At 57.5% G+C, this 21,557-nt stretch carries 18 protein-coding genes and 1 pseudogene; 5 read left to right on the top strand and 14 right to left on the bottom strand.

Annotated elements, in window-relative coordinates; all coding sequences use genetic code 11:
* Nucleotides 1-49 precede the first annotated feature (49 nt).
* From infB to ACOYW2_RS26325, 11 genes and pseudogenes are all read right to left on the bottom strand, one after another.
* Nucleotides 50-3,013, bottom strand: coding sequence for a translation initiation factor IF-2 (infB, locus tag ACOYW2_RS26375; protein WP_482768497.1), 2,964 nt, complete (start codon nucleotides 3,011-3,013; stop codon nucleotides 50-52).
* Nucleotides 3,014-3,117: 104 nt separating this feature from the next.
* Entirely contained in the window at nucleotides 3,118-4,599 is a 1,482-nt protein-coding gene (nusA, locus tag ACOYW2_RS26370) for a transcription termination factor NusA (RefSeq protein ID WP_482418748.1), read from the bottom strand.
* The gene (locus ACOYW2_RS26365) at nucleotides 4,599-5,129 is read right to left on the bottom strand and encodes a ribosome maturation factor RimP (protein WP_482418747.1); all 531 of its coding nucleotides are present in this window, start codon (nucleotides 5,127-5,129) and stop codon (nucleotides 4,599-4,601) included. The genes nusA and ACOYW2_RS26365 overlap by 1 nt, the downstream gene beginning before the upstream one ends.
* 369 nt (nucleotides 5,130-5,498) lie before the next feature.
* The gene (locus tag ACOYW2_RS26360; protein ID WP_482418746.1) at nucleotides 5,499-5,828 is read right to left on the bottom strand and encodes a MerR family transcriptional regulator; all 330 of its coding nucleotides are present in this window, start codon (nucleotides 5,826-5,828) and stop codon (nucleotides 5,499-5,501) included.
* A gap of 199 nt (nucleotides 5,829-6,027) precedes the next feature.
* Nucleotides 6,028-8,457, bottom strand: coding sequence for a phenylalanine--tRNA ligase subunit beta (gene pheT / locus ACOYW2_RS26355; protein WP_482768496.1), 2,430 nt, complete (start codon nucleotides 8,455-8,457; stop codon nucleotides 6,028-6,030).
* 1 nt (nucleotide 8,458) lies between these two features.
* Nucleotides 8,459-9,461 (bottom strand): annotated as a pseudogene (pheS, locus tag ACOYW2_RS26350) (phenylalanine--tRNA ligase subunit alpha).
* A 199-nt stretch (nucleotides 9,462-9,660) separates the two neighbouring features.
* Nucleotides 9,661-10,011 (bottom strand): 50S ribosomal protein L20, encoded by a 351-nt coding sequence (gene rplT, locus ACOYW2_RS26345; protein WP_180138621.1) that lies wholly within the window; start codon nucleotides 10,009-10,011, stop codon nucleotides 9,661-9,663.
* Between the two features lie 245 nt (nucleotides 10,012-10,256).
* A complete protein-coding gene (gene rpmI / locus ACOYW2_RS26340; protein WP_180138619.1) occupies nucleotides 10,257-10,454 on the bottom strand; it encodes a 50S ribosomal protein L35 in 198 nt (65 codons plus the stop codon).
* A 251-nt stretch (nucleotides 10,455-10,705) separates the two neighbouring features.
* Nucleotides 10,706-11,200, bottom strand: a complete 495-nt coding sequence (gene infC / locus ACOYW2_RS26335; RefSeq protein WP_281374464.1) for a translation initiation factor IF-3 — start codon at nucleotides 11,198-11,200, stop codon at nucleotides 10,706-10,708.
* A 103-nt stretch (nucleotides 11,201-11,303) separates the two neighbouring features.
* Nucleotides 11,304-11,897, bottom strand: a complete 594-nt coding sequence (locus ACOYW2_RS26330) for a nucleoside deaminase (protein ID WP_482768495.1) — start codon at nucleotides 11,895-11,897, stop codon at nucleotides 11,304-11,306.
* Nucleotides 11,898-12,125: 228 nt separating this feature from the next.
* Nucleotides 12,126-12,683, bottom strand: a complete 558-nt coding sequence (locus ACOYW2_RS26325; RefSeq protein WP_482418742.1) for a type I restriction enzyme HsdR N-terminal domain-containing protein — start codon at nucleotides 12,681-12,683, stop codon at nucleotides 12,126-12,128.
* A gap of 499 nt (nucleotides 12,684-13,182) precedes the next feature.
* Between ACOYW2_RS26325 and ACOYW2_RS26320 the strand changes: the two genes are divergently transcribed.
* The 3 genes from ACOYW2_RS26320 (at nucleotide 13,183) to ACOYW2_RS26310 (ending at nucleotide 15,692) form a co-directional block, all read left to right on the top strand.
* On the top strand, nucleotides 13,183-14,235 hold the full coding sequence (locus ACOYW2_RS26320) for a deoxyguanosinetriphosphate triphosphohydrolase (RefSeq protein WP_482420650.1): 1,053 nt from the start codon (nucleotides 13,183-13,185) through the stop codon (nucleotides 14,233-14,235).
* A 138-nt stretch (nucleotides 14,236-14,373) separates the two neighbouring features.
* On the top strand, nucleotides 14,374-14,880 hold the full coding sequence (locus ACOYW2_RS26315) for a YkgJ family cysteine cluster protein (RefSeq protein ID WP_482768494.1): 507 nt from the start codon (nucleotides 14,374-14,376) through the stop codon (nucleotides 14,878-14,880).
* 35 nt (nucleotides 14,881-14,915) lie between these two features.
* Nucleotides 14,916-15,692: a YkgJ family cysteine cluster protein gene (locus ACOYW2_RS26310; RefSeq protein ID WP_482768493.1), complete on the top strand. Its 777-nt coding sequence runs from the start codon at nucleotides 14,916-14,918 to the stop codon at nucleotides 15,690-15,692.
* A 302-nt stretch (nucleotides 15,693-15,994) separates the two neighbouring features.
* On the opposite strand, the gene ACOYW2_RS26305 is transcribed toward ACOYW2_RS26310, so the two are convergent.
* The 3 genes from ACOYW2_RS26305 to ACOYW2_RS26295 form a co-directional block, all read right to left on the bottom strand.
* Nucleotides 15,995-16,687 (bottom strand): SDR family NAD(P)-dependent oxidoreductase, encoded by a 693-nt coding sequence (locus tag ACOYW2_RS26305; RefSeq protein WP_482768492.1) that lies wholly within the window; start codon nucleotides 16,685-16,687, stop codon nucleotides 15,995-15,997.
* A 582-nt stretch (nucleotides 16,688-17,269) separates the two neighbouring features.
* On the bottom strand, nucleotides 17,270-17,554 hold the full coding sequence (locus tag ACOYW2_RS26300) for a hypothetical protein (protein WP_482768491.1): 285 nt from the start codon (nucleotides 17,552-17,554) through the stop codon (nucleotides 17,270-17,272).
* Nucleotides 17,517-17,993, bottom strand: coding sequence for a YkgJ family cysteine cluster protein (locus ACOYW2_RS26295; RefSeq protein WP_482768490.1), 477 nt, complete (start codon nucleotides 17,991-17,993; stop codon nucleotides 17,517-17,519). The genes ACOYW2_RS26300 and ACOYW2_RS26295 overlap by 38 nt, the downstream gene beginning before the upstream one ends.
* Before the next feature lie 797 nt (nucleotides 17,994-18,790).
* Here ACOYW2_RS26295 and aprB point away from each other — a divergent pair.
* Nucleotides 18,791-19,228: an adenylyl-sulfate reductase subunit beta gene (gene aprB / locus ACOYW2_RS26290; protein ID WP_180138576.1), complete on the top strand. Its 438-nt coding sequence runs from the start codon at nucleotides 18,791-18,793 to the stop codon at nucleotides 19,226-19,228.
* Nucleotides 19,229-19,297: 69 nt separating this feature from the next.
* Nucleotides 19,298-21,277, top strand: a complete 1,980-nt coding sequence (gene aprA, locus ACOYW2_RS26285) for an adenylyl-sulfate reductase subunit alpha (protein WP_482768489.1) — start codon at nucleotides 19,298-19,300, stop codon at nucleotides 21,275-21,277.
* The last annotated feature ends 280 nt before the right edge of the window (nucleotides 21,278-21,557 follow it).

The following is a 21,557-nucleotide window of genomic DNA, read 5'->3' as shown; positions in this document are numbered from 1 at the left end:
TTTCAGAAATACCAGAATAGAATGCCGGCCCGAAGGCCGGCAGGATGCGCTAATCGAGGGAAGGTTTGATCTCTTCCAGGTAGTAGCAGTCGATGGTGTCACCGAGCTTGACATCGTTGTAGTTCTCGATGCCGATACCGCATTCGTAGCCCTGGGCCACTTCTTTGGCATCGTCCTTGAACCGCCTGAGGGAGGCCAGGTTGCCGTCGTAGACGATAACCCCCTCGCGCAGGAGGCGGACCTTGTTGCCGCGGACAATCTTGCCTTCGAGAACGTAACACCCGGCAATGGTCCCTTTCTTGGGAATCACAAAGGTGTCGCGAACTTCGGCACGACCGAGGATCTTCTCCTCGAAGGTGGACTCCATGAGTCCGACCATGGCATCTTTGAGGTCCTTGATGGCATCGTAGATGATGTCGTAGAACCGCATGTCCACGCCCTCTTCCTTGGCCATGTTCTGGACCTTGGTGGCGGGGCGGACGGCAAAGCCGAGGATAATGGCGTTGGAGACCGCTGCCAGGGAGACGTCGGATTCGGTGACGGTACCGGTGGCGGAGTGGATCACATTGACCTTCACCTCGCTGGTGGAGAGCTTGCCGAGGGACTCGCGGAGGGCCTCGATGGAGCCGTGAACGTCGGCCTTGATGATCAGGTTGAGGTCCTTGACCTCGCCCTCTTCCATCTGCTCGAAGAGACGATCCAGGGTCACGCGGCTGTTCTTGGCCAGCTCGCGGGCACGGGCCTTCTGGAGGCGGTGCGCACTCACCTGCTTGGCGTCTTTGTCGTCTTTGACCGCAACCATCTCGTCGCCGGCTTCGGGAACACCGGTGAGGCCGATGATCTCAACAGGCATGGAGGGACCGGCCGTGGTGACCTGCTCGCCCTTGTCGTTGAACATGGCTCGGATCTTGCCGTGGTACATGCCGCAGACAACGGACTGCCCGGACTTCAGGGTACCTTCCTGGATCAGGACCGTGGCCAGGGGGCCGCGGCCGATGTCGAGCTTGGACTCCACCACGTGGCCGATGGCCAAACGATCGGGGTTGGCATCCAGCTCCAGGACTTCTGCCTGGAGAAGGACCATATCCAGCAGATCGCCGATACCTTCGTGGCTCTTGGCCGAGACGTTGACGAAGATGGTGTCTCCGCCCCAGTCTTCCGCCAGAACGCCGTGATCGGAGAGCTCTCGCTTCACACGATCCGGATCGGCATCGGGCTTGTCGATCTTGTTCACCGCAACGATGATGGGCACCTCGGCCGCCTTGGCGTGGTTCAGGGCCTCAACGGTCTGGGGCATGACGCCGTCGTCGGCGGCAACCACCAGGATAACCAGGTCGGTGACCTTGGCACCGCGGGCACGCATGGCGGTAAACGCCTCGTGACCGGGGGTGTCGAGAAAGGCGATGGCCCCGTTGTACAGATGGTCAGCACCGATGTGCTGGGTGATGCCCCCGGCTTCCCCTGAGGTGACGGAGCTTTTACGGATCACGTCAAGCAGAGAGGTCTTACCGTGGTCAACGTGGCCCATGATGGTGACCACGGGGGATCGGGTCACACGCTTCGAGGGATCCTCGTCCACGGAGGAGGTACTCAGGATGGTCTCTTCTTCAAAGGCCGCGCGCTCCACTTCAAAACCGAATTCCACGGCAACGAGCTCTGCGGTATCGTAATCGATGGTCTGGTTCACCGTGGCCATGACGCCCATGCCCATGAGCTTGATGATCATGTCGTTGGCCTTGATGCCCATGCGCTTGGCCAGTTCGGCCAGCACGATGGTGTCATCCACCTTGATGCGTCGCTTGATGGCCTTGGGTACGGTAATCTGGGTCTTCTGGCCCACGGGCTGCTGCTTGTGCCTGCCGCCCTTACGGCCTTTACGGCCCCGGCCTTCAGAGTACAGGGCGTTGCCCTCTACCACGGTCTTCTTACGACCCTTCTTGCGAGAGCCAAAGGCGTCTCCGCCGGTCTCGTTACCACGCCCGCGACGGCCCTTCTTGCCGCGTGAATCACCGGCCATCTCGCCACCCGTGGGAGGCATCTGGGGCTCATGGGTTCGCTCGTTGCGATCGTGGGTGTTGTTATGGGGCGTCGAAGGTCGGGAGTAACCGTTACCACGATGGGTTGACGCCTCTTTGTCCCGGAGGAACGCGGGCTTGGTCCCGGGCTCGGGGAGTTTGATAATCTTGGCAGCCGTGAACTTCTTCACTTTCTTGCGTTTCTTCTTGGGCTCATCTTTATCAGCCGCAGAAGCATCCGCCTCATCAGGTTGTCCCGTCTTACCGCCTTCTCCGGCTTCAGCTGCCGGAGCCACATCTTTTTCAGCGGCCTTTTCAGCCACCGGTGCCGCCTCTTGGGCGGGTTCGGCTTTCATTTCTGTGACACTCTCCTCTTCGTTCTTGGCCTCGACAACGGGTGCTTCCGGCGTCTCGGCAACGGGAGCTGGCGTCACGCTTGCGGGCTCAGGGGCGACCTCGGGGGCTGCGGGCTCTTCCTGGGAAGGCGTCTCAACCTCGGGGCGCTTGATGATGCGGGCCGGCTCACTTTTCTTGGCTTTCTTGGGTTTCACGGGCTCGGTGGCCGCCTTGGCCTCGGCCTCGGCTGCTTCGTCCTCTGCCTCGACCACAGGCGTCTCCGCCTTTACCACCTCTTCAACAGGGGGAGTGGTCTCGGAGGCGGCTTCGTCAGCGGTTTCCGGCTGAGGAGGCTTCACCTCGGGGCGCACCACCTCTTCCGCCACGGCGGCGGGCTCCACGTCGGAGGCGCTTTCTGCCTCGGCGTGTTCTGCATCGTTACTGCGCTTGCGTCGCCTGATGACGGTCTTTCGAACGCGCTTGTCCCGAGTCTCCGGATCTTTATCGCCAAAGAGGTTCTTTCGGATCAACTCAACGGTATCATCCTCAAGAGAACTCATATGACTTCCAACCTCAATGCCCATGGCCTCAATCTTGTTGAGCAACGCACGGTTGGTCATATTCAGGCTTTTGGCAAGTTCATAAACTCTGATTTTTGCCATTCACTCCCCCTAATATATTCTGCAATATATTCTGCAACAACTCCCTGTTCACACGGCTTACCGAAAAACCAATCCTTGTGTGACGCCCGCCCGGGTTTTAAGGCTTACGCGTCGAGATTCGGCTCGGGGTCTGATTCCTGCTCCGGGCTATCGCCCTCCTTGTCGGCCTCATCGGCGTCCAGGGGTTCCGGCTCGGGTTCTGCTTCCTGCTCCGCGCTCTCGTCTGCACCGTCGGCCTCTTCGGCCACCGGCGTATCAAGCTCGGATTCCTCCGACATCTCGTCTTCGGGGATGTCGCTCGCAGCGGCGTCGTCTGCCGCTGACTCATCATCTTCTTCGCTTCCCGTCGCTGCAGGCTCCGGGTTTCGGGCTGATTCAAGGACCAGGGTTGCCCGCTCCTCGTCAAAGCCGTCGATGTCGAGAAGATCGCTCATGGAGGCTTCCGCCACATCATCGACGGTGTAGTACCCGCTGGAATGAAGGGCCTCGGCCTGGGCTGCACCGACACCGGGAATGCTCATGAGGTTGTTAAACTCATCCTTGAGCGACCGGCTGTGCTCTTCTTCGCTGACCACATCCAGCTGCCATCCAGTCAGGATGGATGCGAGCCGGACGTTCTGCCCTTTCTTTCCAATGGCCACGGAGAGGTAGTCCACAGGGACGATGACCTCCATGGTCATGGTGTCTTCATCGATGATCACCTTGGCGATCTCCGCAGGTGCCAGGGCGTTGCAAACATAACGGGCGGCATCTGGGTGCCAGGGGATGATATCGATCTTCTCCCCTTTGAGTTCCTGAACCACGTTCTGGACGCGGCTTCCCCGCATGCCCACACAGGCGCCCACGGGATCGATGTCCGAATCGATGGAGCTGACGGCGATCTTGGCACGTACGCCGGACTCCCGGGCAGCGCCGTTGATCTTGACCACCCCTTCCATGATTTCGGGGACCTCGGTCTTGAACAGGGCAATGAGAAACTCCGAGCTGGCGCGGGTCAGGATGACCTGGGGGCCGCGGGACTCCAGGAGGATATCTTTGATGAGGGCACGGACCCGATCGCCTCGGCGGAAGGTCTCCCGGGGGATCTGTTCCCGCACGGGAAGCACGGCCTCGGTGTTGCCGAGGTTGACGATGAGGTCCCCCCGGTCCACACGCTGGACAATGCCGTTGATGATCTCTCCCTTGCGGTCGATGAAGCTTTCATAGATGGCTTCGCGCTCGGCATCCTTCATCTTCTGGATGATGACCTGCTTGGCAGACTGGGCGGCAATGCGACCGAAAGTAGAGGTGTCGACCTTCAGGCCGAGGCTGTCCCCCATCTCGCAATCCCGATCCAGCTTTCGCCCCTCTTCGATGGTGATCTCCACGTCGGGATCCACCACCTCATCGACGACTTCCTTGAACTGGAAGACCTCGATCTCACCGGATTCTTCGTTATATTGAACCTCAATGTCGGCATTTTTGCCCAGTTTTTTCCGGGCTGCAGACGCAAGGGCTTCTTCCATTGTCTTGATCAGCACATGAAAATCGATACCCTTGTCTTTGCTGACCTGCTCAACAACTCGTTTGATCTCTGAAATTTGCATCAGCTCTCTCCAATATTTCCGACAAGTCTGGCACGTTTGATGTTCTCAAGGGCAATCTCGTGCGTTGTTCCATCCACGTCCATGCACACCATCTCACCCGGAGCCTGCCCGAGGAGTGTGCCTTTGAAACGGCTTCTCCCTTCAATGGGGGAATGGGTCGTGATGACAGCCATGCTCCCTTTGAAGCGATCGAAATCCGCTGGTTTGGAAATGGGTCGGTCAAGGCCCGGTGAGGAAACCTCCAGACGGTATTCACCGCGGATGTCCAGGGAGACGTCCATGAGGTCGCCCAGCTGGCGGCTCACATTGGTGCAGTCGCCCAGGCTCACCCCGCCCTCTTTATCTATATAAAGGCGTAGAATCGTCTGGCCGAACTCGGTCACGGTCTCCATGTGAACAAGCTCCAGCCCTTCGCCCTCGCACAGGTCATCGGCAAGGCGCCGCGCCTCGGCGAGGTGCCGTCCGGTGATAGCCGATTGCGATCGGCCCTCTTTTTTTCGATTTTTCTGTTTCTTGGAGCTGGTACCCATACCGTTTATCCGTTCAACCCACTGTAACACAGCGCAGTAAAAAACAAAAAACGGGCGTTTTGCCCGTTCCCGAATGCAACAGACCTTCATGTCACGGCATCGCCCGAGTGGGCAGACACCACTGCCGAATGGCCTCAAGGAACGGGGCTCACCCAGCAAAAAGCCCCGAAAATGGGACTGTTTCAAGGGGCGCACGGGTGGTAAATACGACAGGGCCAAACCCTTCGACGCCAGTTACCGGCGGGTTTTACCCCCCCGGAGCAAGCGTTGCGCGCAGCTCCCTCAAATTTCCAGCCTATTCTAATAAGATAAAAAAAGTGTATTGTCAATATATTAATCAGGGAGGCCGCGCCCGAGTCCTTGTGCCGCCTAAACCATGGCCCGAATCAGCCGCAATTCGTCCACAATCCCCTTGAGAAAATCCTGGGTGGATGTCGGGGCGGCGTCTTTTTCCTTCCCCTTGCCCCCGAGCATTTTTTTGGCGCCTTCGATGGTATAGCGCTCATCGTGGAGCAGGCGCTTGATCTCAAGGATTGTGTCGATGTCTTTCCTGCGGTACATGCGCTGCCCCGACTCCGTGCGTTTGGGACGAATGGCGGAAAACTCGCCTTCCCAAAAACGCAGGACATGGGACTCCAGCCCCGTCAGGCTGCTCACTTCGCTGATTTTGAAATACTTTTTCTGAGGAACAATACCCATTTTATCCTCCCCGCCTTGCGTGTCCTGGTAACCGGACCGTCACCGCGTCCAGCCCGCGCCAACCTCCTTTTCGGCACTCCAACCACGTTTGCGTCGCGCCCCGGCCCAAGGCCGGGGCGCCTCAAAAAAAAGGGGCGCCAAAGACGCCCCTTTCCTGCCCGATCACAGCGTTCCTGTGTTGTCGGTGCCTTAAATGGAATCAGGGAAGGACAGCATCGAAACGCTTTAACAGCATCTCCATGATCCGGGTGTGAATCTTATTGACCGCCTTGTCGTTGAGGGTCTTGTCCGCAGATCGGTAAACCACCCTGAAGGTAAGGCTCTGCTTGCCTTCGGGAATGTTCTCCCCGGCGTACCGATCCAGAAGCCACGCACGCTCAATGAGGGGCTGCTTCTCATCCAGGATGGAAGCCACCGCATCACCAGAGCGGACGGAAGCCTCGCAGATGATGGTCACGTCCCGCGTCACGGAAGGAAATTTCGGAATGGCCGTGGCCTGGCGATCTCCGGAGATACGCTCCGCAAGGGGCGCCATGGCCAGTTCAAAGACAAAGACATCCTGCTTGAGCTCAAAGCTCTTCAGCACATCGCCGTGGACCTTGCCGGCAAGGCCGATCACCTCACCGTCCAGCAGGATCTCAGCCGTGTACCCCGGACGGGTATAGCTGCAATCATCCGCTGCCATGGGCCGGAAAGCAACCCCGGAAACATGCAGGGCCTCAAAGAAGCCCTCGAGGGCACCCTTGAGATCGAAGAAGTCGCACGACTCTTCCTTGCCGAACCAGGAGGCGGCCCGGCGGTCACCGGTGACAAGGCCGGCAAGCATTTCCGGCTCCTGGGGAAGGGTTTCCCCTTCTCCTGCGATGAAGGTAGCCCCCACCTCAAAAAGCCGCAAGCTGCGTTCCTGAACGCTGATGTTTCGAGCGGCAGAAGAGAGAAGCCCGGGCACAAGGGAGGTTCGCATCACCTTCTGCTCTTCGGAAATGGGATTGAGGATAGTCACCAGGCGCCTGCGGGGGTCTGCCTCGGCAAAGCGCAGCCTGTCCACGGCGTCTTCCCGGATAAAGCTGTAGTTGACGGCCTCGTTGAAACCAAGCCCCACAAAGGCGCCGCGTACGGCCTGACGCGCTTCAAAGGCAGGAGGATAGCTCTCCTTGGCAGCCACGACCTTGGCGTAGGAGGTCTCGATATTGTTATACCCCCAAAGCCGGGCGATCTCCTCGGAGATATCCTCGGGCCGTTCCACGTCCACACGGAAGGAGGGGGGAACCACCTCCAGGGTGTTGGCGTCTGAAACGGTGACGGTAAATTCGACGCGGGCAAGGTATCCTGCCATCTCATCGGCCGACAGGGACGTTCCCAGGCGCCTGTTCAGGGCGTCCACGTCCACGGTGATGGTGCGGGGCGCATAGGGCACGGGGTTTTCGTCGATGAGGCCTTCCACCAGGCGCCCGTTGCCGAGCTCTGCCATAAGGGCCGTGGCCCGATCCAGGGCATACACAACCCCCTCGGGGTCGGTGCCGCGCTCGAAGCGATGGGACGCATCGGAATGGATCCCCGTAAGCTTGGAGGTCTTCCGCACTGAGGTGGGGTTAAAACAGGCGCTCTCCAGGAGTACGCGGGTGGTCCCCTCCTCAATCTCGGAGTTCATGCCCCCCATGACCCCGCCGATGGCAACGGATTTCTCGCCGTCACAAATCATCAGCATCTCGGCGTTGAGCTTGTGCTCTTTTTCATCCAGGGTGGTAAAGGCCTCCCCTTCTGCTGCGCGCTTCACCACGATGCGGTTCTCGGCAAGGCGGTCAAAATCAAAGGCATGCAGGGGCTGACCGGTCTCCATCATCACGAAGTTGGTGATATCCACGATGTTGTTGATGGGTGTCAGGCCCACGGAGAGAAGTCGCCGCTGGAGCCAGGCCGGAGACGGCCCCACCTTGACATCAAAGACCAGACGGGCGGCATACCGCCAGCACAGATCCGCGTCTTCGATGGTCACCGAAGTGTGATCACCGATGGTGCCCAGGGATGCGTCGGCCTCGGGAAGGGACACTGCCGGACGGGTAAGCGCAACGGGAGGTTCCTGGAGAGAACCGGCTTCACGGGCAACACCAAGCACGCTGAGGCAGTCGGGACGGTTGGGAGTCAGGTCGATCTCCACCATGGAGTCGAACAGGTCCAGGGCTTCTTTAAGGGGCGTACCGGGCACAAGGTCGGTACCGAGCTCCATCAGACCGGATGCATCGGTATCCAGCTGAAGTTCCCGCGCGCTGCAGAGCATGCCGCCGGACTTCTCACCACGGATTTTCCCCTTCTTGATCTTCACACCCCCGGGCAGAACCGCGCCGGGAAGGGCGCAGGGCACCACAAGGCCTTCGGCAGCATTGGGCGCGCCGCAGACGATGCCCACGGGCTCGTCGGCACCCACGTCCACCTGGCAGAGCCGGAGCTTATCGGCATTGGGATGGGGTTTTGCCTCGACAATCCGGGCCACGACCACGCCGTCAAGGGAGTCATACAGAGGGGTTACGGAGTCCACCTCCAGGCCGGCCATGGTGAGCCCGTCTGTGAGGCCTTCGAGACCCATCTCCAGGGGTATGTATTCTTTTAACCAGCTTAGACTGAATTTCATCTTAGAATTGCCTCAGGAACCTGATGTCGTTTTCAAAATACTTCCGAATATCATCCACGCCGTATTTGAGCATGGTGATACGCTCGATGCCCATGCCAAAGGCGAAGCCGCTCACCTTGTCGGTGTCGTAGCCCACGTTCTCCAGAACAGCGGGGTGCACCATGCCGGAGCCGAGGATCTCAAGCCAGCCGGTATGGGAACAGACTCGGCAGCCCTTGCCCCGGCAGATCACGCACTTGATGTCCACCTCGGCGCTGGGCTCGGTGAAGGGGAAAAAGCTGGGACGGAACCGAAGGGAGATGCCGGGATCGAACATCTGATGGATAAAGGAGGTAAGAACGCCCTTCAAATCCCCGAAGGAGACGTCTTTGTCCACATAGAGGCCTTCCACCTGGTGGAACATGGCCGTATGGGTCAAATCGGAGTCACACCGGTACACCTTGCCCGGAGCGATGATCCTGACGGGAGGCTCACTCTTTTCCATAACGCGGGGCTGAGTCGGAGAGGTATGGGTCCTGAGCACGGTTTCGGGCGAAATATAAAAGGTATCCTGCATATCCCGGGCGGGATGGTGCTTGGGAATGTTGAGGGCTTCAAAGTTGTAGTAGTCGCTCTCGACCTCGGGCCCCTCCACCACGGAAAACCCGAGACGGGTAAAAATCTCACAAATTTCCGTGGCAATGCGGGTGATGGGATGAAAGGAGCCGACCTCGGCACGGCGCCCGGGAAGGGTGATCATCTGGGTCAGACGCCTCGGCCTCGGCCGCAAGGACGCTCAGGCGCTCTGCAACGGCATTTTCGAGCCCGCGCTTCATCTCGTTGGCCCGCTTGCCCGCCAGGGGACGCTCCTCCGCAGGGAGGGCGGAGATATTTTTAAGGTACTGAGTCACAAAACCCTTTCGACCCAAATACTGGGTGGAAAGGGTTTTCACGCTTTTCTCATCGGAGGCCGCCTCAATGTCGGAAAGGGCCTCACTGTAGATCTGTTCGATATTAGTTTCCACGGTCGCGCTACGTATCCAGTTTGGATGGCCTCAACCTTCAAGAGGGTCGGGACCTGTTAAAAAAACGAGGCAAGGCAGCGTGCTTTGATGAAAGCGAGGCCGCCTTACCCCGAAAAAGGCCCATCCGAAAGAGCGGGTCGACATGCGTGGCACCAAGGCCGTCAATGCACGACCCGACTGTGGCAGGGAATCGATCTCCTTAAAGCTGCTGGGACGCTCGCTCTGCAATCACGGAAAACGCTGCAGGGTCGGAAACGGCCAGTTCAGCCAGGACTTTACGGTCCAGATCGATGTTGGCCAGCTTCAGGCCATGGATAAACTTGCTGTAGGAGAGACCGTTCATACGCGCGCCGGCGTTGATACGGGCGATCCAGAGTCTACGGAACTCGCGTTTTTTCTGCTTGCGGTCGCGGTAGGCGTACATCAACGCCTTGTCTACGGAGTCGGCCGCGGTGCGAAACAGTTTGCTGCGACCGCCACGAAAGCCTTTGGCCAGCTTAAGAACCTTATTTCGACGCTGCCTCGCTTTAGTTCCTCTTTTAATTCTCATTGTCTTTCTATCTCCTTCGTTACATCACGGCCTGACCGTTTACCTACAGTGGCCCGTGATGTCCGCCGTTTTTTTCTGGTGATGGTGACCGCACTGAATCTTAAACGTCCAGCAACGGTTCAAAATCTCATTTTCGATTCCGTTGATCGGCCCGCTTGAACCTGATGACCTCCGGATCCCGTACGGCACGGCCGTTAAGGGGCTGGGGTTCCAGGCGGGGACAATCGCCTCTGCTTCAAGGAAAGCTACCCGTTGGGAAGCATTCTCCTGACAGCTTTAACGTTGGTTGCATCAAGAACCTGTGCAAGCCTCAGAGACCGCTTGCGCTTGGTGGTCTTCTTGGTGAGGATGTGGCTTGAGTTGGACTTGTTGAACTTGTATTTGCCGGAACCGGTCTTCTTGAAGCGCTTTGCAGCTGCTCTGTTGGTCTTGATCTTGGGCATGGTGTAAAACCTCTTTCACATTTAAGGTGGCGCAGACATCTGCCGCCCGAAGGCCGAAAAACCACAGGCGAACCGAACGTGTACGGTACCGCCTGCGCCGAATGTCATCACGTTGACGCCCCGAACCGGGAAACGGGGACCCCGGAGTCGAAGGCATTATGATGACCCCGCAAAAAGCCGCAAGTCACCGGCCAGGTCTCCGGCATACCGGAAGACCACGGAGGGTGACCTTTGTGCTTTGCGAAGGCATCTTACTTGGGAGCGAGGATGATGAACATGGTACGCCCTTCAAACTTGGGCATCTGCTCTACCGTCGCGACGTCTGCAGTCTCTTCGGCGACACGGGCAAGCAACTCGCGTCCCAGGGCGGAGAGGGTAATTTCACGCCCGCGGAACATGCAGGTTACCTTGACCTTGTTCTTCTTGCCGATAAACTTTTTGATGTGACCGACCTTGGTCTGCAGGTCATGGTCACCTGTCTTGGGCCGGACCTTGATCTCCTTCATCTGGAAGGAGCTCTGCTTCTTCTTGGCCTCCTGCCGCTTCTTGGTCTCTTCGTACTTGAAACGACCAAAATCCATAATCTTGCAAACAGGAGGATTCGAGTTCGGTGCCACCTCAACAAGATCGAGTCCGCCTTCAGCGGCTGTGTTCAATGCCTTCTGAATGGGAAGCACGCCAAGCTGGGTTCCGTCGGAACCGATAACGCGCACTTCTCTTGCTCTGATCTTGTTGTTGACGTTGATTTTGCTGCGGTTAGCTATGTTCTCCTCCTCGTGGTCTACTGTTTCAAGCTATCATTCCGCAATCACAGTCTATTTTGCGGATAATGTATCATCAACAAACGTTCTATTTATAGAAGATTTGGCACAAATGCAAGAAAAAAGTTACTTTTTCCGGGTTGTTAATCCCTGAAACCACAGGGAACAACAGCGGAACGTGACACAGCCTGTCAGGTCTACACTCCAGGAAGCTGTCCTTCCAGTACCCGTTGTCCGGGTTGGCAAAAAACGCCTTGAACAAGAACTTGTTCCGAAGGACGCGCCCCCGGACCTCGACCCCGGACTGGGCATACAGGGGCCCAACACTGGAAAGGTCACAGGACGCCCCGCCCCCCATGGCGTCTTCATAGGCCCACACCACACGGGAGACCCCGCTGAGCAGAATCGCCCCAAAGCACATCAGGCAAGGCTCCATGGTACAATACAGCGTGGCCTTGGCCCCCTGGGCAAGCCCCCCGGACTCCAGAAGGCTCCTCAGGGCCGTCACCTCGGCGTGGTCCAGCTCGTTCCCGGGCCCTGCGGCCGTGCCGCTTCGTCGCCCCGTGGCCACCACACGCCCCCCTGACACAACCACGCACCCTACAGGAAAATCCCCTCCCTCAAGGGCCTTTCGGGCCTCACCAAGGGCAACCTCCATCCAACGGACATCGTCTTCAGACACACTCACACTCCCAATTTAATTTTTTTGCCTCCGGCGACCCTGCCAGGGGCCAAACATTTAAAACGTTTGTCAAACAGGTTTTGTTTTTTGAAGCGAGTGCCCTAACCGGTCACAGTCCCTCATATTTTTTCATTTATCAAGGCATTTACCGCAACGTTTTTTGCGGCGCTTTTTTTCAAAAAAGCGACCCGCCGGAGACATAAGCTGAATAGTTACCACAAAAAACCATCATTCCAGCCTGCAGATGGTGGTATCGCAGGGACAGCTGTCATCCACCTCGCAGGCATGGAGAAGCCGAAGGGCCATCTCCCTGCGCCGCTCCGGCACCGGCGCCATGGGCGCCTCCGAAACCAGGGCCTCAAGCTCGCCCCTGCCGGGGATCGCATCGAATCCGCTCCCCTTCACCTTCCCGGTGACGGCGTCCAGCACATCGGCGTCCTCTCCGTTGGTCACCACCACCACAGGAATCTCATGGGGAGCCAGCACCAGGCACAGGGCCTGACCCGAGCGGTGACGGGTGACAATGGAGCCTGGCCGGTAGCGGACCACCATGGCCGCGACCCCACCCGACGAAACGATAAAATCCACAGGAAACCGGGCCTTCTTCTCCCCGGCCCCCACCTCCACAACCCGGGACGCATCGATCTCATCCGGGGCAAACCCGCACACATCCATAAGATGCCGGGCAATTTTCTGGCGATACCGCTCGTCATGGGTATCCGTCAATGTTTTGCCCGTCAGGCAGTCCGTCAGCGTCCCCAGAATCAGGTGATGACCTTCGCTCATATGCGCCTCCTCGACCATCAAATCCCTTTGACCATCTTTCAGCTTAACCGATTCAGCAGGGCGAAACAAGAATTGCCGCGCCTTACCCCGGGGCAAACACATTCAGGCATTGCCTCCGGCGACCCTGCCGGGGGCCAACCTTTTGAAACGTTTGACAAACAGGTTTTGTTTTTTTGCGGCTGCGCCCCTGCAAGGCATAGCCCCTCTTCATTTTTTAATTACCGGAACGTTTTTGCGGAGCTTTTTTCAAAAAGCGACCCGCCGGAGGCACCCCTCGGACAAAAGCCCTGCCAAAGGCGCCCACACTGCGGCTTTCAGGGCTTCACCTTGTATTTACCCCTCAACCTGTTATATAAAGGTTATTTTATTTTGCCATGGTGCGCCATGGCCGCTCGCATCCAGTGCAAAGGGGGCACCACATGCAAGCCCCGACCAGCCGCTCGTTTCCGGCGCATTGCACGCCACCCGAGATGGTTCTGAAAAGAGGGACAAGGCCATCATGACATCACGTGAAGAGTTCGAAAAAAGGGAGGAGAGCTTTCTCTCCCCCTACGGGCTGCCCAGCTCGGCGGATCAGAGCGGCGCGGAAGAGGCCTGCCCCATCCGGAGCGACTTTCAACGCGACCGGGAGCGCATCGTCTACTGCAACGCCTTCAGACGCCTGAAACACAAAACCCAGGTCTTTCTCTCCCCGCTGGGGGAGCACTACCGCACGCGCCTCACCCACACCCTTGAAGTGGCCCAGATTGCACGGGCCGTGGCCCGCGCCATGCGTCTCAACGAAGACCTCACCGAGGCCATCGCCCTGGGCCACGACCTCGGCCACACCCCCTTCGGCCACAGCGGAGAGACGGTCCTGAAAGAGATCTACTCCGGCAACTTCTCCCATCCCATCCAGAGCCTTCGGGTCATCGACATCCTGGAAAAAAACGGGGCGGGGCTCAACCTTACCCTGGAAGTGCGCGACGGCATCCTTAAGCACTCCAAGGGGTACGGCACCATCATCCCGGAGTCCAAACGGGAAAAGGCCTGCACCGCAGAAGGTCAGGTGGTCCGCGTGGCCGATATCATGGCCTACCTGAACCACGACCTGGACGACGCCATCCGAAGCGGGGTCATCTGCAAGGAGCAGATCCCCGAACGATGTGTCCGGGTCCTCGGCAGCAACCACCCGGAGCGGGCCACCACCATGGTCCGGGACCTCATCTACGCCTCCCACCCGGAAAACGGAGAGCTGAAGCTCCAGATCACCGACGAGGTGCACCGGGCCATGGACGAGCTGCGCAATTTCCTCTACCACAACGTCTACCGGTCTCCGCAGGTCCACAACGAGTTCGTCAAATCCAAAAAGATCCTGAGGGAGCTCTACACCTTTTTCCTCCAGGACACCAACGAAACCATCTTCTCACACGAGCTGGCCGCCCTGGAAATGCCGAATCACAACACGATCCGCTCCAAAGAACGCTCCGTCTGCGACTTCATCGCCAGCATCACCGACCGATACGCCCTGGAACTTTACGAGCGCCACTTTTTTCCGTCGTCGCTGGTATAAACCACAATGGGCCCGCACAACCAACCGAGGCCCCATACACGAGACACAAGGCAAAAACACCCATGAACAGAACCCGCCCCCTGATCAAAATCGACAACCCCGGAATGGGCCCACCGGATCAAGCACCTTTTCGATAAAATGGATCGCAGCTATACTGCGGCCGCATCGACAAGCGGGTTCACCTGCGCAGGCTGCGAGGACAACTGCTGCCTCTCCCTGTTTTATCACCACACTCTCATGGAACTCTTCTACCTGAAAGAGGGCCTTGCCACCCTGCCGGAAGAGACCCTTGCCACCGTCACTTTCCGGGCCCAGGAAGCCGCGCCCCTGCTCCACCAGCGAGCCAACGGCGAACGGGATGAAAAGGTCCCCTGCCCCCTCATGGAAGAGGGGCAGTGCATCCTCTATGAGCATCGCCCCATGGTCTGCCGGCTCCACGGCGTCGCCCACATCCTTGAACGGCCCGACGGCACCGTCATCGACGGCCCCGGATGCGCCCGGTACGAACAAGCCGACACCCAAAGCCTGCCCCTGAACCGCACCCCCCTTTACCGGGAGATGGCCATCCTTGAAAAAGAACTGAGGGAAGAGACCGGCTTTGCCGACCGTTTAAGACTCACCATCGCCGAGATGATCCTGCTTTAATCAAAAAAAGGCGATCCGCCGGAGACCATAAGCCCATGAAACACCTTGACACACCCACCCTGGACGGCCTTGAAGGCCGCATCAAAGAGGGCGAAACCTTCCGGTTCCGCTGCCACGCAGGCCTTGAATGCTTCAACCGCTGCTGCCGCAACCTCAACCTCTTCCTGAGTCCCTACGACGTGCTGCGCCTCAAGCAGGGCCTGAACATCACGGCCGGAGAATTCATCGACCAATACACCGATGCCGTACTCAGAGAAGGAAAGGCCCTCCCCGAGCTCCTGCTCCGCATGAACGACAACGACGAAGCCACTTGCGTCTTTCTCTCCGAGGCCGGCTGCACAGCCTATGAATTCCGCCCGGACACCTGCCGCACCTTCCCCTGCGAACACGGAGTCTACTACAACGCAGAGGGCACAAGAGAGCGTGTCCTCTTCCTTCGCCCCCCCTCTTTTTGCCGTGGCATCGACGAAGAGCAGGAGCTGACTCCGGAGGCGTGGCAAAAAGACCAGAACGCCGAAAAACACAACGCCATGAATGAACTCTGGGGAGAGGTGGAAACCCTGCTCTCGGGCAACCCCTGGGGCGCAGAAGGCCCCAAGGGCCAGCGCGCCAAAATGGCCTTCATGGCCACCTACAACGTGGATGATTTCAGGGAATTTATCTTTGGAAGCTCGTTTTTAAAGCGCTGCAAAATCAAAAACGATCTCAAGATGAAACTGAGAAGGGATGACGTGACCGTCATGAAGTTCGGTTTCGAATGGATCCGGGCCGTCCTCCTGGGCATGCCGTCAAAAACGATCCACATGAAATAAAAGCGGGTGCCTCCGGCGGCCCTGCCGGGGGCTAAACTTTTAAAAAATTTAACAAATAGGCCACAAACAACAGTTACATGAATACCGTTATAAATGCGGATGTGATTTGACCCGAGGAACGAGGGGCAAATCACATCCGCCATCTGCTTTCAAGGTGGCACACCTTGCCGCCGGAGGCTTGCATTACAGCTTTTCCACTCCTTCCGGCATCTCCCACACCCGATCTCCACCCAGGACATACCCGCCGTCGAGGCGAATGACGAATTCGTCATAAAAAGGGGCGTCAAACGCAATTAGCCGCCTTACCACATCTTCCGGCGTGCCGGTGCGGCCCGGAGGGTATGGTCCACCAGACCCTTTTTGACCTTGTCCGGGTGCATGCCCCAGCCTCTAGTCTCTTTGCCGTGACGGGTGTCCATAACCCCCAGCATCAGCTCGTTGACCCGGACATTGGGTGCGCCAAGACGGGCCCAGGTTTCGGTGAGCAGGGAGATGCCACGATTCAGGGCGGAATACCCCTCGTTAAACAGGTAGCTGGCAGGACCGCTTCGCCCCACCATCCCCGCAATGGACGTAAGGTTCAACACGCATCCGTCCGGAGCCTGCTTCAAATACGGCAAGGCCGATTCAAACACCCAGCGCTTGGCCGTGAGGGTGGTGGCCACCTCCAGCTCCCACTGATTCTTTGTGTAGGTGCCGTGGACCACGGGCATGCCGCCCCGCTCGATGTTGTTGATGAGGATATCCAGTCGCCCAAAGCGATCAATTACGCGCTTGATAAGCCCCGGCACCGCCTCGGTGTCGGTTAAGTCCACGCGAACGATCTCATGGTCGCACCCCACCTCGGCAAAGGCCGCCTCCATGGCCGGGAGGCTCTCCTCCCAGTCGTGCCAGGTCAACACCGTCCGAATCCCGCGGCGGGCCAAAGAGAGCCCGATCTCCCGACCAATGCCCTTCACCGCCCCCAACACCAACGCCACACGTTCATCTGCCATCTTTCAAATTCCCTTTCTGTTAGCCAAAAGCGTGCCTCCGGCGGCGAGAGTGAGCCACCTCGAAAGCACATAGTGTCGTTCGTCCTCGTTCCTCGGGCCAAAGCGCAAGCACCTTCGACTCGGGCTTCGCCCGACATAAACGCCGATTGTTTATGCGGGCTGGCTCACAAGCTTCGACGTAACAGGATACATTGTTGCTACGTGTCCATTTTGGATCTAACCGCACTGCTTCCGGCGGCCCTTCCGGAGGCCACCCCCCTTAAAAAGGCTGACAAACAGATCTTAAACCATCATGCCACGGCTCCACCGTAACAGTTCAGGCGCGATCCCTTTAGAAGCATTTTTGCGGAGTTTTTTTCAAACAAGCGTCCCTAAATGCCCTTCATCTGCTTTGCAGAAAAATAAAATAGGCATCTCCTGCAAAAGCGGTTGCCATATGTCACACTCCACGCGAATGCCTCGAAAACGCCTGGACGCACGCAACACACCTCCATGCGTTCGCCATAGGGTTTCCAGGTGCCCCCCACCTGGCCGCCGGAGGCAGGCTTTTTATCACCCACGTTGGCCTGTCCGGACTTTACATCACGACGCCCGTCGGGTGCCGAAGAGGCGCTCCCGGATCCAGCCCATGGCCTCACCGAGAAGGGCTTCGTCGTCGTCGAGGACGGCCTGTTTGCGTTCTGCATCCAAGGAGATGGTCCCGTCGGCCACCTGGCCACGGAATCCGTCGAGATCATAACAGGCGAGTTCGAAAGCCTTGCGGTCATCTCCTTCCAGTCGGCCGGGCATGTGCTGCTGCTTGAGGCTGATAAGCTCCATCATTCGGTCGTTATGCTCGTTGTAGGCCACAAGACCCTGGCTTTCCATCCAGCGTCTCGGGGTCCACACCTCCCCGCCGATGAAGCCCTCGCAGATGGGCTTCGATGACGGCAAAGTATTCGGTGATCGAACCGTCTTCCCGGGAGCGGGCCAGGGCTCGGGCCAGGGGAAAGAAGCGACAGGAGGCCGGGCGGTCGTCATACACGGCGCAGCCTTTGTCGGTCACAAAGGGACAGGCGTTGTGTTCCCTGGTGGATGTTTTAAAAGAGACCACGGGGAGGCCGGTGCTATCCCCTGTGTATATAAAGGTATAGGTATCGAGGAACTCGCGGGTGGACATCTTGAGGGCCCGGCTCAACCGGAGGATGTCGTACGGGTAGAGAAACTGGTTGAGATCGCAGCAGCACTGGTTGAAACACCCTTTCTGGGCGCCGCATGCAAAGGTAAAGGATTCGTCGATTCCAATAAACTGTGGTTCACCGCTCATAACACCTCCGTCCGGGGCCATGCCCCCCAAAACATATTGTGCCGGGACCGACCCCGCCCCATTGGGTATGGCGGCACCGCATCCTGACTGTATTTCTTGAGCCTTGTGCCGGAAAGAACCCCTCCCGGCCCCGGTGCGGCATCGCTCCGGAGGCACCATGGTCCCCCAGCCCGGTACCAATGTCAAGACCGCCTGAGGGGTGGCCCGGCACTGAACGTCAATTCACTGATGGAAACCTTCAAAATTATTGATTTACTAGAACATCGTTCACGCCGACTTATGATAAATTCCTTTTAACAACCCAAAATTTATTCCTTGAAAAGCACCATAAACCCCCGCATCTTAGAGATGTTACCTCACGCTCCGCCCCCCTCATCCCCGTGCAACGCTTTCCATTTAAAATCCGACAGATACCTATATCTGGTATGAACTACCACTCATTATAGAAGATGTGGAAATACCACGAAAAACACAGTAGATAGCTCTTTTTTCTGGGAATTTCAGCCCCTAAAAATGGTTGACAAGGGTCAGACCCGGTGATACTTTGCAGCTTAATTATTATCATGGGAAGTGACCCAAAACACTATCACCTATTAGAATAAAGCAATTTGAGAAGAACATTATATATCGGCGGAGAGGACGAACTCTGCGGATACATAATTTTTTTATTATCGTAGCCAAGAGGTGTAACACCTCAGGCAACAGTGTCAGTGGCGATACCTCCATTTTGGGAGTTTCGCCAAAAGTTAACGAGGCATTGAACAGGTGATCAATGCCCTATCAGGGAGGTATAGCAAATGCCAAGCTATGTAATCGCTGAAAAATGTGACGGTTGCAAAGGCGGGGAGAAGACAGCATGTATGTACATCTGCCCCAACGACTTGATGGTTCTGGACCCCACTGCCATGAAGGCCTACAACCAGGAGCCCGATCAGTGCTGGGAGTGCTTTTCCTGCGTTAAAATCTGCCCCTCACAGGCCATTGAAGTACGCGGCTACTCCGACTTCGTGCCCATGGGCTCCAGCATCATGCCCATGATGGGCACCGAGGACATCATGTGGACCTGTAAGTTCCGTAACGGTGTCGTCAAACGCTTCAAGTTCCCCATCCGAACCACCGCCGAAGGTTCCGCCAATGCCTACGAAGGCCTCAAAGGCAAAGACCTCAGCTCTGCCCTCCTCTCCACTGAGGAAGCGGACGGCAAGACCCTTGCACAGCCCCTTGAGCTTGCATAGGTCTTCTTGGTCACCACGAAGGTGTTTCTGATTACGATTCAAAAAATTTCTTTTTAGGAGGAAATGACAATGGCATTACCTAACAAGCCTTTGGGAGAACTGAAAGCTGTTCGCGACCCTGAAGTCGTCGAAATGGAAGTGGATATTCTGATTGTTGGCGGCGGCATGGCTGCCTGCGGTACGGCCTTTGAGGTCAAGAAGTGGGCCAGCGACGACACCAAGATCCTTCTCGTTGACAAGGCCGCCATGGAGCGTTCCGGTGCGGTTGCTCAGGGCCTCTCCGCCATCAACACCTACATCGGCGAGAACACCCCCGACGATTACACCCGCATGGTCCGTAACGACCTCATGGGTATCATCCGTGAAGACCTCTCCTTTGACGTAGGCCGCCACGTGGACGACTCCGTTCACCTCTTCGAAGAGTGGGGCCTCCCCATGTGGAAGAAGTCTGCCGACGGCAAGAGCATGGACGGCAAGAAAGGCCTCAAGATGGGCCTCCTTAAAGATGGCGCCACTCCTGTTCGTACCGGTAAGTGGCAGATCATGATCAACGGTGAATCCTACAAGCGTATCGTTGCCGAAGCAGCCAAAAAGGCCCTCGGTGAAGAGAACATCCTTGAGCGTGTTTTCATCGTCGAGCTTCTCAACGACAAAAACGATCCCAAGAAGATCGCCGGCGCCGTTGGTTTCTCCACCCGTGAAAACAAAGTCTACATCATCAAGTGCCAGACCATGATGTGTGCCTGCGGTGGCGCGGTTAACATCTACCAGCCCCGTTCCGTTGGTGAAGGTAAAGGTCTCGTGATGATCCGCATGGAGAACGCAGGTTCTACCTACACCATGTGTCTCCGTGCAGGTGCTGAGCTCTCCATGATGGAAAACCGTTTCACCCCCGCCCGTTTCAAAGACGGTTACGGCCCCGTGGGTGCTTGGTTCCTTCTCTTCAAGGCTCACCTTGAAAACGGTATCGGCGAAAACTACGCCGCCACCGACCGCTCCAAAGAAGAGCTGGCTAACTACGCTCCTTACGGCACCGCAGCCATCACCCCGACCTGTCTGCGTAACCACCTGATGCTCTTCGAGATGAAGGCCGGTCGTGGTCCCATCATCATGAAGACCACCAACGCCCTGCAGAAACTCGGCGAGACCATGGACAAGAAAGAGCTCAAGCACCTCGAGTCCGAAGCTTGGGAAGACTTCCTTGACATGACCTGCGGCCAGGCCAACCTCTGGTGCGCCACCAACACCGAGCCCGAGAAGAAAGACTCCGAGATCATGCCGACCGAACCGTACCTCCTCGGTTCACACTCCGGCTGCTGCGGTCTCTGGTGCTCCGGTCCCGATGAGGACTGGGTACCTGATTCATACAAGTGGGGCGTCGGCGACAAGGTCTACAACCGTATGACCACCGTTCCCGGCCTCTTCACCGCAGGCGACGGCGTTGGCTGCTCCGGTCACAAGTTCTCTTCCGGTTCTCACTACGAAGGTCGTGTGGCTGCCAAGGGCATGGTTCAGTACATCACTGACAACCCCTTTAAGCCTGAACTGGCCGAGACCAAAGAAGAGCTCGTCGACCTCGTATGGAAGCCCGTCCGTACTTACCTCGACAACAGCGAGTTCACCACTGCTCAGAACGTGAACCCCAACTACTGCAAGCCCGACGGCATGGCCCTTCGTCTTATGAAGGCCACCAACGAGTACGGCGGTGGTACGGCCACTTACTACCAGACCAGCTCCAAGGCCCTCGAAATCCTCATCGACGACCTGCTCAAGATGATGCACGAAGACTGCGAGAAACTCGCAGCCGGCGACCTGCACGAGCTGATGCGCTGCTGGGAAATCTTCCACCGTCTCTACACCGTAGAAGCTCACGTACGGCACATCCAGTTCCGTAAAGAGACCCGTTACCCCGGTTTCTACTACCAGGCAGACTTCCCCGGCCAGGATGATGAAGAGTGGTTCTGCTTCGTTAACTCTGCCTACGACAGGAAGTCCGACGAGTGGACCATGAAGAAAGAGCCTTACCACAGAATCATCCCCATGAAGTAATTCTAAGGGAAGCTGTGATGAAGTAGCTTAAATAAGCCTCCAGATGTCCCTTGCGATGTCTGGAGGCTTTTTTTAATGCCCCGCGCTCTTTCATGGGACTGAATTTATTTTTTTGTTGTAAACACTTTTTCCTTCGCCGAAATGTTGTGTCCAGATTTTTGCGGGCTTCAGCTCATACGCCGGAGCCCGACGGAATGTGGACACGCACACCAAGGTGACCAAGGAGAAGGTGAACAGCACCATCTTGTCCCCGGAGTCCACAAAAAAGAGTAGCGAATAC

Source organism: Desulfoluna sp. CLI2B, from assembly GCF_056847375.1.
This window is presented reverse-complemented; position numbering and strand designations above follow the sequence as displayed.